11 protein-coding genes and 1 tRNA gene are annotated in these 13489 nt (G+C 74.4%); 2 read left to right on the top strand and 10 right to left on the bottom strand.

Translation table 11 applies throughout. The annotated features are described in order from the left end of the window. Positions 1 to 127: 127 nt before the first annotated feature. From galE to ACFXAM_RS22345, 7 genes are all read right to left on the bottom strand, one after another. Entirely contained in the window at positions 128 to 1090 is a 963-nt protein-coding gene (galE, locus tag ACFXAM_RS22375; protein ID WP_380293877.1) for a UDP-glucose 4-epimerase GalE, read from the bottom strand. A gap of 204 nt (positions 1091 to 1294) precedes the next feature. Continuing rightward, positions 1295 to 1963, bottom strand: coding sequence for a response regulator transcription factor (locus ACFXAM_RS22370; RefSeq protein ID WP_355370240.1), 669 nt, complete (start codon positions 1961 to 1963; stop codon positions 1295 to 1297). 181 nt (positions 1964 to 2144) lie between these two features. Next, positions 2145 to 2217: transfer RNA gene (locus ACFXAM_RS22365), tRNA-Thr, on the bottom strand. 67 nt (positions 2218 to 2284) lie between these two features. Beyond that, positions 2285 to 3631: an MFS transporter gene (locus ACFXAM_RS22360; protein ID WP_380293875.1), complete on the bottom strand. Its 1347-nt coding sequence runs from the start codon at positions 3629 to 3631 to the stop codon at positions 2285 to 2287. Positions 3632 to 3733: 102 nt separating this feature from the next. Further along, the gene (gene mycP, locus ACFXAM_RS22355; protein WP_380293873.1) at positions 3734 to 5026 is read right to left on the bottom strand and encodes a type VII secretion-associated serine protease mycosin; all 1293 of its coding nucleotides are present in this window, start codon (positions 5024 to 5026) and stop codon (positions 3734 to 3736) included. A 101-nt stretch (positions 5027 to 5127) separates the two neighbouring features. Then, entirely contained in the window at positions 5128 to 6813 is a 1686-nt protein-coding gene (locus tag ACFXAM_RS22350) for a WXG100 family type VII secretion target (protein WP_380293871.1), read from the bottom strand. 43 nt (positions 6814 to 6856) lie between these two features. After that, positions 6857 to 7396, bottom strand: coding sequence for a hypothetical protein (locus tag ACFXAM_RS22345; protein ID WP_380293869.1), 540 nt, complete (start codon positions 7394 to 7396; stop codon positions 6857 to 6859). Between the two features lie 356 nt (positions 7397 to 7752). Between ACFXAM_RS22345 and ACFXAM_RS22340 the strand changes: the two genes are divergently transcribed. Continuing rightward, positions 7753 to 7878, top strand: a complete 126-nt coding sequence (locus ACFXAM_RS22340) for a hypothetical protein (RefSeq protein ID WP_380293867.1) — start codon at positions 7753 to 7755, stop codon at positions 7876 to 7878. A gap of 15 nt (positions 7879 to 7893) precedes the next feature. Next, positions 7894 to 9717 (top strand): FUSC family protein, encoded by a 1824-nt coding sequence (locus tag ACFXAM_RS22335; RefSeq protein WP_380293865.1) that lies wholly within the window; start codon positions 7894 to 7896, stop codon positions 9715 to 9717. Positions 9718 to 9724: 7 nt separating this feature from the next. Here ACFXAM_RS22335 and ACFXAM_RS22330 read toward each other — a convergent pair whose 3' ends face one another. The 3 genes from ACFXAM_RS22330 to rsmA form a co-directional block, all read right to left on the bottom strand. Then, positions 9725 to 11560: an ABC-F family ATP-binding cassette domain-containing protein gene (locus ACFXAM_RS22330; protein WP_380293863.1), complete on the bottom strand. Its 1836-nt coding sequence runs from the start codon at positions 11558 to 11560 to the stop codon at positions 9725 to 9727. Positions 11561 to 11660: 100 nt separating this feature from the next. Then, positions 11661 to 12596 (bottom strand): 4-(cytidine 5'-diphospho)-2-C-methyl-D-erythritol kinase, encoded by a 936-nt coding sequence (locus ACFXAM_RS22325; RefSeq protein ID WP_380293861.1) that lies wholly within the window; start codon positions 12594 to 12596, stop codon positions 11661 to 11663. Positions 12597 to 12606: 10 nt separating this feature from the next. Beyond that, positions 12607 to 13476, bottom strand: a complete 870-nt coding sequence (rsmA, locus tag ACFXAM_RS22320; RefSeq protein ID WP_380293859.1) for a 16S rRNA (adenine(1518)-N(6)/adenine(1519)-N(6))-dimethyltransferase RsmA — start codon at positions 13474 to 13476, stop codon at positions 12607 to 12609. Between the last annotated feature and the right edge of the window lie 13 nt (positions 13477 to 13489).

Genomic DNA, 13489 nt, shown 5'->3' with positions numbered 1-13489 from the left:
GCCGCGCGCTCGCGGGTGGCCCCACCGGGGTGCGGGGTTACGGCCGGGGGGTGTACCCGCGCCGCCCCCGCCGCTGGGGGCGGCGGCTGGGGGGGCGGCGCTCGGCGGACCGGAGGGGCCGGCGGGCCTACAGGCCGTTCTTCTCCAGCGTGAACTTCCAGGCGTCGGCGACGATGTCGTCCAGGTTCGGCCGGCGCGGGGTCCAGCCCAGCTCCCGGTGGGCCCGCTCGGCGGAGGCCACCAGCACGGCCGGGTCGCCGGCGCGGCGGCCGGAGACCACGACCGGGATCTCCCGGCCGGTGACGCGCTTGACCGACTCGATCACCTCGCGGACCGAGAAGCCGCTGCCGTTGCCCAGGTTGCAGATCAGGTGCTCGCCCGGCCTGGCGGCGTCCAGCGCCAGCAGGTGCGCGTCGGCCAGGTCCGCGACGTGGATGTAGTCGCGGATGCAGGTGCCGTCCGGGGTCGGGTAGTCGTCGCCGTACACCGCGATGTGCTCGCGCTGCCCGAGGGCGGCCTGGAACACCAGCGGGATCAGGTGCGACTCGGGGTCGTGCCGCTCGCCGTACGCGCCGTACGCGCCCGCCACGTTGAAGTAGCGCAGCGAGACGGCGGCCAGGCCGTGGGCGACGGCCTCACTGGTGATCAGGTGGTCCACGGCGAGCTTGGTGGCGCCGTAGGTGTTGGTCGGCGCGGTGCGGGCCGTCTCGGCGATCGGCACCGACTCCGGCTCGCCGTAGGTGGCGGCGGTCGACGAGAACACCAGCTTGCGCACACCCGCCGCGCGCATCGCGGCGACCAGCTCCAGCGAGCCGGCCACGTTGTTGCGCCAGTACTTCTCCGGGTCCGCGACCGACTCGCCGACCTGCGAGGAGGCGGCGAAGTGCAGCACACCGTCGAAGGAGGCGTCCAGGACCTTGCCGGCCTCCTGGATCCGGCCCTCGACGAACTCGGCACCGGCCGGCACGCCCTCGCGGAAGCCGGTCGAGAGGTCGTCCAGGACGGTCACCTGGTGTCCCGCTTCCAGCAGGTGGGCGGCGACCACACTGCCGACATAGCCGGCGCCACCCGTGACCAGGTACTTACTCATGATGCGACCTCCAGCGGGCGATGGGCCGCCGTCGGCGGGCCATCGGGGACGTACGTACGACTGCGGCCTATTCTCCCTGGCCGCCGGGGGTGCTCCGGACCATCCCGGGGACCCTTTCCGGCCCCTCCGCCGCCCGCTCCCGCCGGTCTCCACCGGCCCGTCGACGGCCCGCCGCCCGCGCGTCGTCCCCGCGTCGCCCGCCGGTCAGCCGCGCGCCATCCGCTCCAGCAGCCCGGTGCGCGCCGCGACCGCCGCCGCCTCCAGCCGGGTCCGCGCGCCGAGCTTCATCAGCACCCGCTGCACGTGCGTGCGGGCCGTGCTCGCCGCGATCCGCATCCCCGCCGCGATCGCCGCGGTGTCCTCGCCGTCCGCGATCCTGGCCAGCACCTGGACCTCCCGCCGGGTCAGCAGCCGCAGCAGCCGCACCGCCTCGTCGTCCGGTTCGGCGGCCGGCCTCAGCAGCTGGTCGAACGCGCCGCGCAGCACCTCCACCGCGACCGCCGCCTCCCCCGCCCGGGCCCGCGCGATCGCCCGCTCGACCACCTCGATCCGCTCGTCGCTCGGCACGTACCCGGCCGCACCCGACGCGAACGCCCCTGCCACGCCCCGCAGTTCACCGACCGGCCCGAGCACGATCACGGCCACCTCGGGCCGTTCCCGGCGGATCCGCCGCAAGCCGTCGAACGCCCCCGGCTCCCCCGGCGCGGCCACCCCCAGCAGACACACCTCCGGCCGCCGGCCCGCCACCAGATCGGCCGCCGACGAGGCCGGCGAACCCACCGCCAGCACCCGGTGACCGCGCAGTTGGAGCGCGGTGGCCAGCGCCTCGGCCAACAGCCGGTGGTCGTCCACCACGACGAGACGAACACCCATGAGACCCCTCCAGGCCGGCTTCCCGCCCGCAGCCCCGCCCGGCTGGGGAAGTCGGCCGATGACGCTCCATCAGAGCGCATTCCGTACCCGACCTGCCAGACCGTCTCACCGGGCCGTCCCACCACCCGGCCGTGCGGGCACAACGAAAAGGACCCCCGCCCGGAGGCGGAGGTCCTGACCGAGCCCCCATGCGGAATCGAACCGCAGACCTTCTCCTTACCATGGAGACGCTCTACCGACTGAGCTATAGGGGCCTGTTCCCTGCTCTCGCTCCCCGACCCCGCCTTCCGGCCCGGTCCGCTCGCTCGAACAAGGAAGACATTACACGGCCGGGGGGCCGATTGGGAAATCGGTCGCGGCCGTCCGACCGCGCAGCGCACCCGCCGCCGCCAGGTCCGTTCCGGCGGTCTCCGGCAGCAGTCGCAGGCAGAGCAGCGCCACCACTCCCCACACCGCCAGGTACCAGCCGACCGGCTCCGCCGTCCCGTACGCCTCGGTCAGCCTGGTCGCGATCAGCGGCGTCGTCGCCCCGCCCACCACCCCGCCCAGGTTGTACGTCAGCGCCGCCCCCGTGTACCGCACCCGGGTCGGGAACAGCTCCGGCAGGAACGCCGCCAGCGGCCCCAGCAGGCACCCCAGCACCACCATCGCCCCCGCCAGCGCCACGAACATCAGCTCCCGCCGCTCCGTCTCCAGCAGCGGGAACAGCACCAGCCCCCACGCCACCGCCAGCCCCGTCGCCCCCTGCAGCGTCCGCCGCCGGCCCCACCCGTCACTGCGCCGGGCGCTCAGCCACACCGTCACCGCCTTCCCCGCCGCACCGGCCAGCAGCATCGACAGCACCACCGTGCTCGGCACCCCGAGCCCCGTCGTCGCGTACGCCAGCGCGTACGTGGTGGTCAGGTAGAACAGCGCGTACCCCACCGTGATCGCCCCGCAGCCCACCAGCACCGTCCGCCAGTGCCCGCGCAGCACCTCCACCACCGGCGCCCGCTCCGCCCCGCCCCGCGCCCCGTCCCGTGCCCCGCCCCGGAACAGCGGCGTCTCCTCCAGCCGCAGCCGCACGAACAGCCCCACCGCCACCAGCGCCAACGACGCCAGGAACGGCACCCGCCAGCCCCAGGACCGGAACGCCCCCTCGTCCAGCCAGAGTTGCAGCACCAGGAACACCCCGTTGGCGAGCACGAACCCGGTCGTCGGCCCCAACTGCAGATACGCCCCGTACCGCCCCCGCCGCCCCGCCGGCGCGTTCTCCGCCACCAGCAGCGCCGCACCGCCCCACTCCCCGCCCAGCCCCACCCCCTGGCACACCCGCAGCACCACCAGCACCACCGGCGCCCACCACCCCCACGCCCCGAACCCCGGCAGCACCCCCACCGCCGCCGTCGACAACCCCATCAGCAGCAGCGACACCACCAACGTCGTCTTCCGCCCCAGCCGGTCCCCGAAGTGCCCGAACACCACCGCCCCCAGCGGCCGCGCCAGGAACGCCACCGCGTACACCGAGAACGCCGCCAACAGCGCCCCCACCGTGCCCAGTTCGGGAAAGAACACCTCACCGAAGACCAGCGCCGCCGCCGTGCCGTAGATGAAGAAGTCGTAGAACTCGATCGCCGTACCGATCAACGCCGCCGCAGCGGCCCGCCGCATCTGCCCCGTCGCACCCATACCCCCAACCCTGGCGACCCCGCCCCACCCCCGACAGCACCCACCCGAGTGACACCCGCGCTCACCCCGGCCCCCACGCCCCCACCCGCCGGGGGCCGCCCCTCACCTCACGTAGGAACCACCGGACGGCCCGGTCGACCGCCGCCTCCGCACCACCACCACAACCACCCCGGCCACGACCAGCACCGCCACGCCTGCCGCCACCCCGACGACCAGACCGTTCCCCGCCCGTGACGGCTCTTCCTTCTCCTTCTCACCCGCCCCCTCCTGCGGCAACACCGCAGCAGAGGCGGAAGCGGGCGGCGGGACCGGGCTCGACGTTTCGGCGGGTGCCGACGGTGCCGCGCTCTCGGTCGGATCCGCCAGGGGACTCACATCGGCCGGCCCCGGATCACCCGGCGTGGTCAGCGCGACGCGAGGACGGACGATTCCATAACCGATGAAGTCGGTCCGAGTCGAGCCGTCCTTGGGCTTTCCGGCCGTATTGATCAGTACCCTGGCGATCTGGTTCGGAGCCCAATCCGGATGAACCGACCAGAGAAGGGCCGCCGAGGCGGAGACCAGAGCGGTGGCGTCGGAAGTGCCGTGCTTCTTGCAATAACCGGATTCCGCGGCACACGACGTGTAGATGTCCACCCCGGGGGCGGCGATGTCGATCTGAGGGCCGTGCTCGGACTCCTCGGTGGCCGTTCCGGCGCGGTCGGCCGCGGCCACCGCGATGATGCTCGGAAGAGCGGCGGGATACAGAACGGGATTCCCCTGCTGCCCGCTGTTCCCGGCACCCGCGACGACCAGCGCACCCTTCCCGTTGGCGTACTTCACGGACTTCTCCAGTTCGGCGATGTCTCCCGTGGAGACTCCGGAGGAACCCGCGACCGACGAGACGTTGATGACCCTCGCCCCTTGATCCGCCGCGAAGGTGATGCCTTGGCTCACCTGCTTGAGATAGTCGGATGCATCGATCGGCTGCGCCGGGTCGTCGTTGATGTTGATCTTGATCGGAAGAATCTTGGCGTCAGGCGCGAGACCGTACGCGCCCTTCCCTGCCAGCCCCTTCCCGGACCCCGCGATGAGACCGGCGATTCCCGTGCCGTGGCCGCTCTTGTCCACACCGACGCCACCGGACAGCCCGCTCATGTCCTTTCCTGGCAGGAACTGACCCACCAGGTCCGGGTGGTCGAGTCGGAACCCCCCGTCGATCACCGCCACGGTGATCCCCCGGCCCTTGCTCGTCTGCCAGATCTCCGGCGCCTTCATGGTGTCCAGGTGCCACTGCTGGTCCCGGATCGAATCCACCGCGGCCGCCGGGCCCACGGCAGGCCCGGCCACGATGCCCGCAGCCAGCAACACCGCGGCGAACCCCCGCCCACGCACATGTACGTTCGTCCGCCGCATCACTGCTCCCTCGTCACTTTCCCCGTCGGGCCCGGGCACCGGCCCGTGCAGGACTGCCCGGCCACCGGGTGTGGGCCCCGTGGCCGGGCAGTCGTTCCGGACTACTCAATCACGCCCGGATTGCTCTTCGGAGTACCGCTGGTCCACGTCTCCTCGTCCTCGTGCAGGTAGTCGGCCCGACGGCCGCGCTCACGCTCGCGCCGCTCCCCCGCGCCGCCGCCCATCATGCCCGGGCCCATCATGCCGTTCTGGCCCGGCCGTGCCGCACTCTCGGCAGCCGCCGCACCGGCCGAGGCCGCCCGGCTGCGAAGGCCGCTGCCACCCGGGGTGAACTCCCCGCCGGCCACCGGCCCCTTGGCCCCACCGACCACGCCGCCGACGACACCGCCGCCGGTCGAGCTGTAACCCCGACCGCGCGAACCACCGACCACGCCACCCCCGTAGCCGCCGCCCGGGTGCACGCCTCCGCCCGGACCGCCGAAGCCGCCCCCGCCGGCGGGCCCTCCGGCCCGCCCCTGGGCCGCCTCGCGCGACCCGAACACGGTCCCGCCGTTGGTCGGTACCGGAGCACCGCCCTTCGCCGGCAGGTTCCCGCCGCCGAAGGTGCTGGTCCGGTTCGGAGGAACCGAGCCCCCGCCGCCGCCCTTCAGCGGCACGGTCCCGCCGGTGAACGGACCCGTACCGCCCATCGGGATCGGCCCGCCCCCGGCAAACGGACCCGGCCCGCCGCCCGGAAGACCGGGGTACCCGGGGCCGCCACCCTGGGGGTGGGGAGACACGGGCCCACCGCCGGACGGTCCCACCGGCCCGGTCTGCCCGGGCAGCGTCGGCACCGAAGGCAGACTGTCCAGCCCGGTGCTGGGACGGTCGCCGGGGAACGTGGTCGGCGGGGTCACCACCCCGGACGTGCCGGGGTCACCCGGCAGCGGCACCGAACCACCGTGCGGCGGGGTCGGAACGCTACGCCCCGGAGTCTGCGGTGCGTCCGGCACCGACGTCCGCGGACGCGGCGCCACGACGGAACCGCCACCACCGCCGTAGCCGCCACCGCCGGCCGGGACGTAACCCCCGCCGCTGTAGCCGCCACCGGAAGACCGGCCGCCCCCTCCGGAGCCGTAGGATCGACCACCCGGCCCGACCGGAACCTCGGTTCCACCGTCGACCGCCTTCGGGCCGTCGCCGGGGGTGCCCGGCAGCTCGGGCAACTTGAGCCCGTTCAGCTTGGCGGTCGCCGCCTCGTACGCCTGCCCCAGCTTCTCCATCTGGTGGATGGCTTCCTGGTGCGCGGTGTCCACCCGCTTCTGCGCCGCCGCGGCCTCCGCGTAGGAGACCCAGGTCGGGTCCTCCTTCTTCATGATCGCGTCGGTCGTCGCCGTCGGATTGCCGATGCCGGCGATGCTCAGCGGTGAAGGCTTCAGACACGGCTGCGTGACGTGCCGCTTGACCACGTCGATGTCCTTGGTCGGCACCTCCGGCACACCGGTCTTGGCACTGCCCAGGGCCTCACCGGCCTGGACCATCGCGTCACCGGCGCCCTTGGAGTACTCGCTGATCATCGAGGCCGACTTGTTCAGGTTGCCGGCCCAGGCCTTGAAGTTCTCGGCCGCCGGCCCCTCCCACTGGATCTGCCCGACGTGCGCGGCCAGCGCCCGGCTGAGGTCGTCCAGCACCCGCCCGGCGTCCTTCAGCTGGTTGCCACGGCTGGTCACCTTCGCCGGATCGCTGCCGACGACCATCGACTTGAGCTGCGGATGGTTAATGCCCTCGAAGTTCGTTCCGCCCGCCATCAGTTACCCCCTGTTCCGGTCGATCCCGCGCACCCGCGCGCCATCAGTAGTCACCGCTCTTCGCCGCCGGCCCGTTGGGCCCGGCGGCCGGGGTGTAGGTGTCCGCGTTCTTCGCGACCGCGTTGACCGCCGTCGTCTGGTGCTCCTCGTTGCTGCCGTAGCTGCCCGCCGTCTGGGCGACCGCCTGGCTCATCTTGTCGATCTGCTCCGCGAACGCCTTCGAGAGCTGCGAGATCGCCGCATGGGTCCGGTCGTACGCCGCCATCAGGTCCGTGGACTCGTGGAAGCCGGTGCCGAGGTTGCCCGCGGTCAGCTTCTGTTCCTTGATCTTGTGCTGAGCCGCCTCCGAGCCCTCCAGCGAGGCCAGGAGCGCGTCCACCTTCTTCTTGAACGTGGTCAGCGTGTCGAGCTCGATCTTGACGTCCTTGGAGCCGAACGCCGCCACCAGTGCGGTGGCGCTGACGTCGACCTGGACCTGGCCGACCACGCGACCGACCCAACTGTTGTCGAGCGTCCACGGCTTCACTTCACCGTTGGGGCCGTCGGCCCAGCCCGCGCCGCCCGGTCCAGCCTCGCCTGGCACAGCAATCCACCTCTCCCCCGTGCGCGGCGCGCCCCCGCAGGTCGCCGCACCGCGACACAACGTCAACTACTCAACCCTGCGGCCCCGCACCGTCCACGCCTCGGGACGGGTGGCGCCTCGTTCATCGTAGCCACCGCCCCCGTCGGACCGGCAGGGCCCATGGCCCGCCCGTACGCGATCGGTACGAACTTGACACGTCCGGTCCGGTGGACGCCGTTAGACTGGCCGGGTCCGGTCACCCCGGACGCGTCCTCATCTGCCGCGCAGCGTCGCACAGCAGCGACCCCGGCCGCCCCTGCCCGCCCGGTCCAGCACCGGCCCGGCCCGGCGGCCCCGCCGCGGATCGGATGGCCCACGTGAGCCGCAACACCGCCGCAGACGCCCCCTGGTGGGCGCGGGCCGCGCGTCCGGCGAGGCCGGTGGCACCGGTCGCGCCGATGGTGCGGGCCGCGATCGGCATGGCGCTGGCGCTGGCCGCCTGAGTGCTGACGCACCGGGTGGACCTGGGAGTGTTCGCCGGGCTCGGCGCGATGCACGCCACGATGAACGACCGGGTCGAGCCGGTGCGGCTGCGGGCCCGACGGATCGTCACCGCCGTGGGCGCCTCGGCGCTGGGGATGCTGGTGGGCAGCGCGTTGCAGCACGGCGGGGCCGGCGGTCCCGCGCTGGGCGCGGCACTGACCGTGACGGCGTTCGTCTCGGGGGCGTTGAGCGCGACGGGGCCGCGGGGTTCCGCGGCGGGGCTGCTGCTGCTCGTCTCCGCCGCACTCGGCAGCGGTATGCCGCTGCCGCACCCGTGGTGGGCGGGGGCTCCGATGATGGCCGCGGGTGCCGCGCTCGTCCTGCTGCTCGGTCCGCCGCCGCGCCGGCGCAGGCCCCCCGCGGCCGACCCCGTCACCCGGGCGCTCGCCGCCGCGTACGACGCGCTCGGCCGGATGCTCGCCGATCTGGGGACGCCGCGCGGCGCGGCCTCCCGCCGGCTCCTGACCGACCGTCTGAACCAGCTGCAGGACGTGCTTCCGCCCACCCACCATCCCCACCCCGGCCAGGAGATGTACCGGGCCGCGCTCGCCGCGACCGAGGCCGCCACCGGTCTGCTCTGGGCCCGGCGCCCGGTGCCGCCCGAGGTCGCCGCCGTCCCGGGCCGGCTGGCCCGGGCGGTGGAGCGCGGTGGCGGCGAGGTGGCGGTGCCCGGCTGGGCGCCGGACACGCCGTCCCGGCGGGCGCTGGACGCGGCGCTGCGCGCGGCCGCCGGCACGGTGGCGGGCCGGACGGCGGCGCCCGGCACGGCGCCGGTGCCGCCGCCGGAGCCGTGGTGGCTGCGGGTGCGGCTGGTGTCGCCCGCCGCCGCGCGGTACGGGGCGCGGCTCGCGCTGTGCGTGGCGGCCGGTGCGGCGGTGACGGCCGCGATGCCGCTGAGCAGGAGCTACTGGGTGCCGATGACGATCGCCTTCGTGCTGAAGCCGGACCTCGGCTCGGTGTTCCTGCGCGCGGTGAGCCGTTCGGTCGGGACGGTGCTGGGGGTGGCGGTGACGGCGGCGGTGCTGGCGCCGGCGCCCGGTCCGTGGGCGCTGGTGGCGATCGCCGCGCTGTGCGTGGCCCTGCTGCCGTACGCCACGGCGGCGCACTACGGGCTGAACACGGTCGTCATGACGCCGATGGCGCTGGTCCTGCTGCAACTGGGCGGGCAGGACGGGGCGGCCGGGTTCTGGCCCCGGGTGCTGGACACCGCGCTGGCCAGCGCGATCGTGCTGCTGCTCGGCTACCTGCTGTGGCCCGAGCGGCCCCGGCACCGGATCGAGCCGCGTCTGGTGGCCGCGACGACGGCGCTCAAGGCCTACCTGGGCTCGGTCGCCCGGCCGGACGGCTCGCGCCAGGACGGCTCGCACCAGAACGGAGCGCCCCCGGACGCCGCACCGCACGCCGCACCGCACGACGACCGCCACCACGCCGAGGTGTGGCTGCGCCGCACCGCCTACCGCGCGCTGGCCGACGCCCGGGCCGAGGTGGAGCGGGCGCTCGCCGAGCCGCCCCCGGCCGGGCGCCCGGCCGCCGAGTGGCTGCCCGCGACCGCCGCCCTGGAGCGGCTGAGCGGCGCGGTGGCGGCGTTCGCCGCGCAGCGGCGGTACGGCGGCCGGGTGCCGGACCCGGTGGAGGTGGAGCGGGTCGGCCGGGCGCTGGACGCGCTGACGGCCGCGGCCCGCGCGCACCGTCCGCCGACCGGGGCGGCGGCGCGTCCGACCCGCCCGCACGACCCGGCGCGCAGTGCGCTGGGCCGCGCGGCGGACGAGCTGGACGCGCTGCTGGCCGACGGCTCCTGAGCCGGGCTCAGACCTGCTCGGCCAGCTCCAGCCAGCTCATCTCCAGCTCCTCCTTCTCCTCCCGGACCGCCCGCAGCTGGGCGTCCAGCTCGGCGACCTTGGAGAAGTCGGCGGCGTGCTCGGCGAGCTGGGCGTGCAGCTTGGACTCCTTCTCGTCCAGCTTGGCGATCTGCCGCTCCAGCTTCTGCAGCTCCTTCTTGGCCGCCCGCAGGTCCCCGCCGGACAGCGCGGGCGCCTCGGCACCGGCCGCCGGCGCGGAGGCACCGGAGACGGCGGCCGCGGCCGAAGCAGCGGCGGCCGCGGCGGCGGCCATCGCGGTCCGCCGCTCCAGGTACTCGTCGACGCCGTTCGGCAGCATCCGCATCCGCCGGTCACCGAGCAGCGCGTACGTCACGTCCGTGGTCCGCTCGATGAAGAAGCGGTCGTGGCTGATGACGACCATCGAGCCGGGCCAGCCGTCGAGCAGGTCCTCCAGCTGGTTGAGCGTCTCGATGTCGAGGTCGTTGGTGGGCTCGTCGAGGAACAGCACGTTGGGCTCGTCCATCAGCAGCCGGAGCAGCTGGAGCCGCCGCCGCTCGCCGCCGGAGAGGTCGCCGACCGGCGTCCACTGCTTGTCCTTGCCGAAGCCGAACTGCTCGCAGAGCTGGCCGGCGCTCATCTCCCGGCCCTTGCCGAGGTCGACCCGCGAGCGGACCTGCTCGACGGCCTGGAGCACCCGGGTGGCCGGGTCCAGCTCGGCCACCTCCTGGGAGAGGTACGCGAGCCGCACGGTCTTGCCGACCTTGATGACCCCGGAGGTCGGCTGGACGTCGCCCTCGGAGGCGTACGCGTCGCGCATCGCCCGCAGCAGCGAGGTCTTTCCGGCGCCGTTGACGCCGAGCAGGCCGATCCGGTCGCCGGGGCCGAGCTGCCAGCTGAGGTTCTCCAGCAGCAGCTTCGGGCCGGCCTTGACCGTCACGCCCTCCAGGTCGAAGACGGTCCGCCCGAGGCGGGCGTTGGCGAACTTCATCAGCTCGCTCTTGTCGCGCGGCTCGGGGACGTCGGCGATCAGCGCGTTGGCGGCCTCGATCCGGTAGCGGGGCTTGGAGGTGCGGGCGGGGGCGCCGCGGCGCAGCCAGGCGAGCTCCTTGCGGGCGAGGTTCTGGCGCTTCTGCTCCTCGACGGCCTCGATCCGGGAGCGCTCGGCGCGCGCGAAGACGTAGTCGGAGTAGCCGCCCTCGTACTCGTGGACGGAGCCGTGCTGGACGTCCCACATCCGGGTGCAGACCTGGTCGAGGAACCAGCGGTCGTGGGTGACGCAGACCAGGGCGGAGCGGCGGTTCTGGAGGTGCCGGGCGAGCCAGGCGATGCCCTCGACGTCCAGGTGGTTGGTGGGCTCGTCGAGGACGATGAGGTCCGGCGAGCCGAGCAGCAGCTTGGCGAGCGCGATCCGGCGGCGCTCGCCGCCGGAGAGCGGGCCGATGACGGTGTCCAGGCCGTCGGGGAACCCGGGCAGGTCGAGGCCGCCGAACAGACCCTCGATGATGTCGCGGATGCGGGCGTCGCCGAGCCACTCGTGGTCGGCGCGGTCGGCAATGACCTCGTGCCGGATGGTGGCGGCCGGGTCCAGCGAGTCGTGCTGGGTGAGGACGGCCAGCTGGAGGCCGCCGGACCAGGTGATCCGGCCGCCGTCGGCCTCCTCCAGCTTGGCGAGCATCCGGATGAGGGTGGTCTTGCCGTCGCCGTTGCGTCCGACGACGCCGATCCGGTCGCCCTCGCTGACGCCGAGGCTGACCCCGTCCAGAAGGGCCCGGGTGCCGTAGACCTTCGTGACGGACTCGATGGTGGCGAGGTTGACGGCCACGTGTGCTTCGCTCCTGGGTTCGACGGTCCGGGCTCGGGCGGAGCCCGGAGCCTCCCAGCCTAGTCGGCCCGCCCCGGGTCCCCGCCCGCTCGACCGCCCGTCACGCCTCCACGACCACCGCGGCGCCGGGCACCGGGCCGTGGGTCGCGTGCGCGGTCCGGCAGCTGCCGGAGGCGCGCAGCGCGGCGGCGACGGCCCGGGCGTCCTCGGCGTCCTTGGCCAGGAAGGCGCAGGTCGGCCCGGAGCCGGAGACCAGTGCCCCGAGCGCACCGGCCTCGCTGCCGGCCCGCAGGGTGTCGGCGAGGGCGGGGCGCAGCGACAGGGCGGCCGGCTGGAGGTCGTTGGCGAGCGCGGCGGCCAGCGCGACGGCGTCGCCGCCGGCGAGGGCGGCGAGCAGGGCGGGGTCGGCGTCGGGGGTGGGCACCTCGGTGTCGCCGGAGCCGGTACCGGCCTCCTCGCGCAGGCGGTCGCACTCGCGGAAGACGGCGGGGGTGGACAGGCCGCCGTCGGCGACCGCGAAGACCCAGTGGTAGCTGCCGGTGACGGGCAGCGGCTCCAGGATCTCGCCCCGGCCGCGGCCCAGGGCGACGCCGCCGACCAGGGCGAACGGCACGTCCGAGCCGAGTTCGGCGGCCAGCTCCAGCAGCACCTCGAACGGCGTGCCGAGGCCCCACAGGGCGTCGCAGGCGACCAGCGCCGCCGCACCGTCGGCACTGCCGCCGGCCATGCCGCCGGCCACCGGGATGGCCTTGGCGATGTGCAGCCGGACGTCGGGCGCGGCGAGGCCGTGGCGGTCGGCGAGCAGCCGGGCGGCGCGGGCGGCGAGGTTGCTGTCGTCCAGCGGGACGGCGTCGGCGTCCGGTCCGGTGCAGCTGAGGGTGACGCCCGTGCCGGGCTCGCCCGCCGTCGCCGTCACCTCGTCGCCGAGGGCGACCGCGAAGAAGACGTTGGCCAGGTCGTGGAAGCCGTCGGCGCGCAGTCCGCCGACCCCGAGCTGGACGTTGACCTTGGCGGGTACGCGGACCGTGACGCTCACTGGAAGACCCTCACTCCGGCTTGTGCTCGGCGATGGCGGCGAACTGCTCGACGGTGAGCATCTCACCGCGCAGCTTGTGGTCGATCCCGGCGGCGGCGAGCGCCTGCTCGGCCCCGGCGGCGGAGCCGGCCCAGCCGGCCAGCGCGGCCCGCAGGGTCTTGCGGCGCTGGGCGAACGCGGCGTCGACGACCGCGAACACCTCCGCGCGACTCGCGGTGGTCTTCGGCGGCTCGCGGCGGATCAGCGAGACCAGCCCGGAGTCGACGTTGGGGGCGGGCCAGAAGACGTTGCGGCCGATGGCCCCGGCCCGCTTCACGTCGGCGTACCAGTTGGCCTTGACCGAGGGGACGCCGTAGACCTTGTTGCCCGGCTTGGCGGCGAGCCGGTCGGCGACCTCGCTCTGCACCATGACCAGGGTGCGTTCGATGCTGGGGAAGGTGGCGAGCATGTGCAGCAGCACCGGCACGGCCACGTTGTACGGCAGGTTGGCGACCAGCGCGGTCGGCGCCGGCCCGGGCAGTTCGGTGACCAGCATGGCGTCGCTGAACACCAGGTCGAACGCGTCGGCCCTGCCGGGCATCCGGGCGGCGACGGTGTCCGGCAGGTGCCGCGCCAGCACCGGGTCGATCTCCACGGCGGTGACGTGCCGGGCGGTCTCCAGCAGCGCGAGCGTCAGCGACCCGAGCCCGGGCCCGACCTCGACCACCGCGTCCTCGCCGGTCACCTCCGCGGCCCGGACGATCCGCCGCACGGTGTTGCCGTCGATGACGAAGTTCTGCCCGCGCTGCTTGGTCGGCTTCACGCCGAACGCGTCCGCCAGCGCCCGGATGTCCGCGGCGCCCAGCAGGTGACTGTCAGAGGTGGGATCGGTGGTGCTCACCCGCCAAGGATAC

Source organism: Kitasatospora sp. NPDC059462 (genome assembly GCF_042749955.1).
In the GTDB taxonomy this organism is placed as follows: Bacteria; Actinomycetota; Actinomycetes; order Streptomycetales; family Streptomycetaceae; genus Kitasatospora.
The sequence above is the reverse complement of the archived record's forward strand: the minus strand, read 5'-3'. Positions and strand labels throughout refer to the sequence as shown.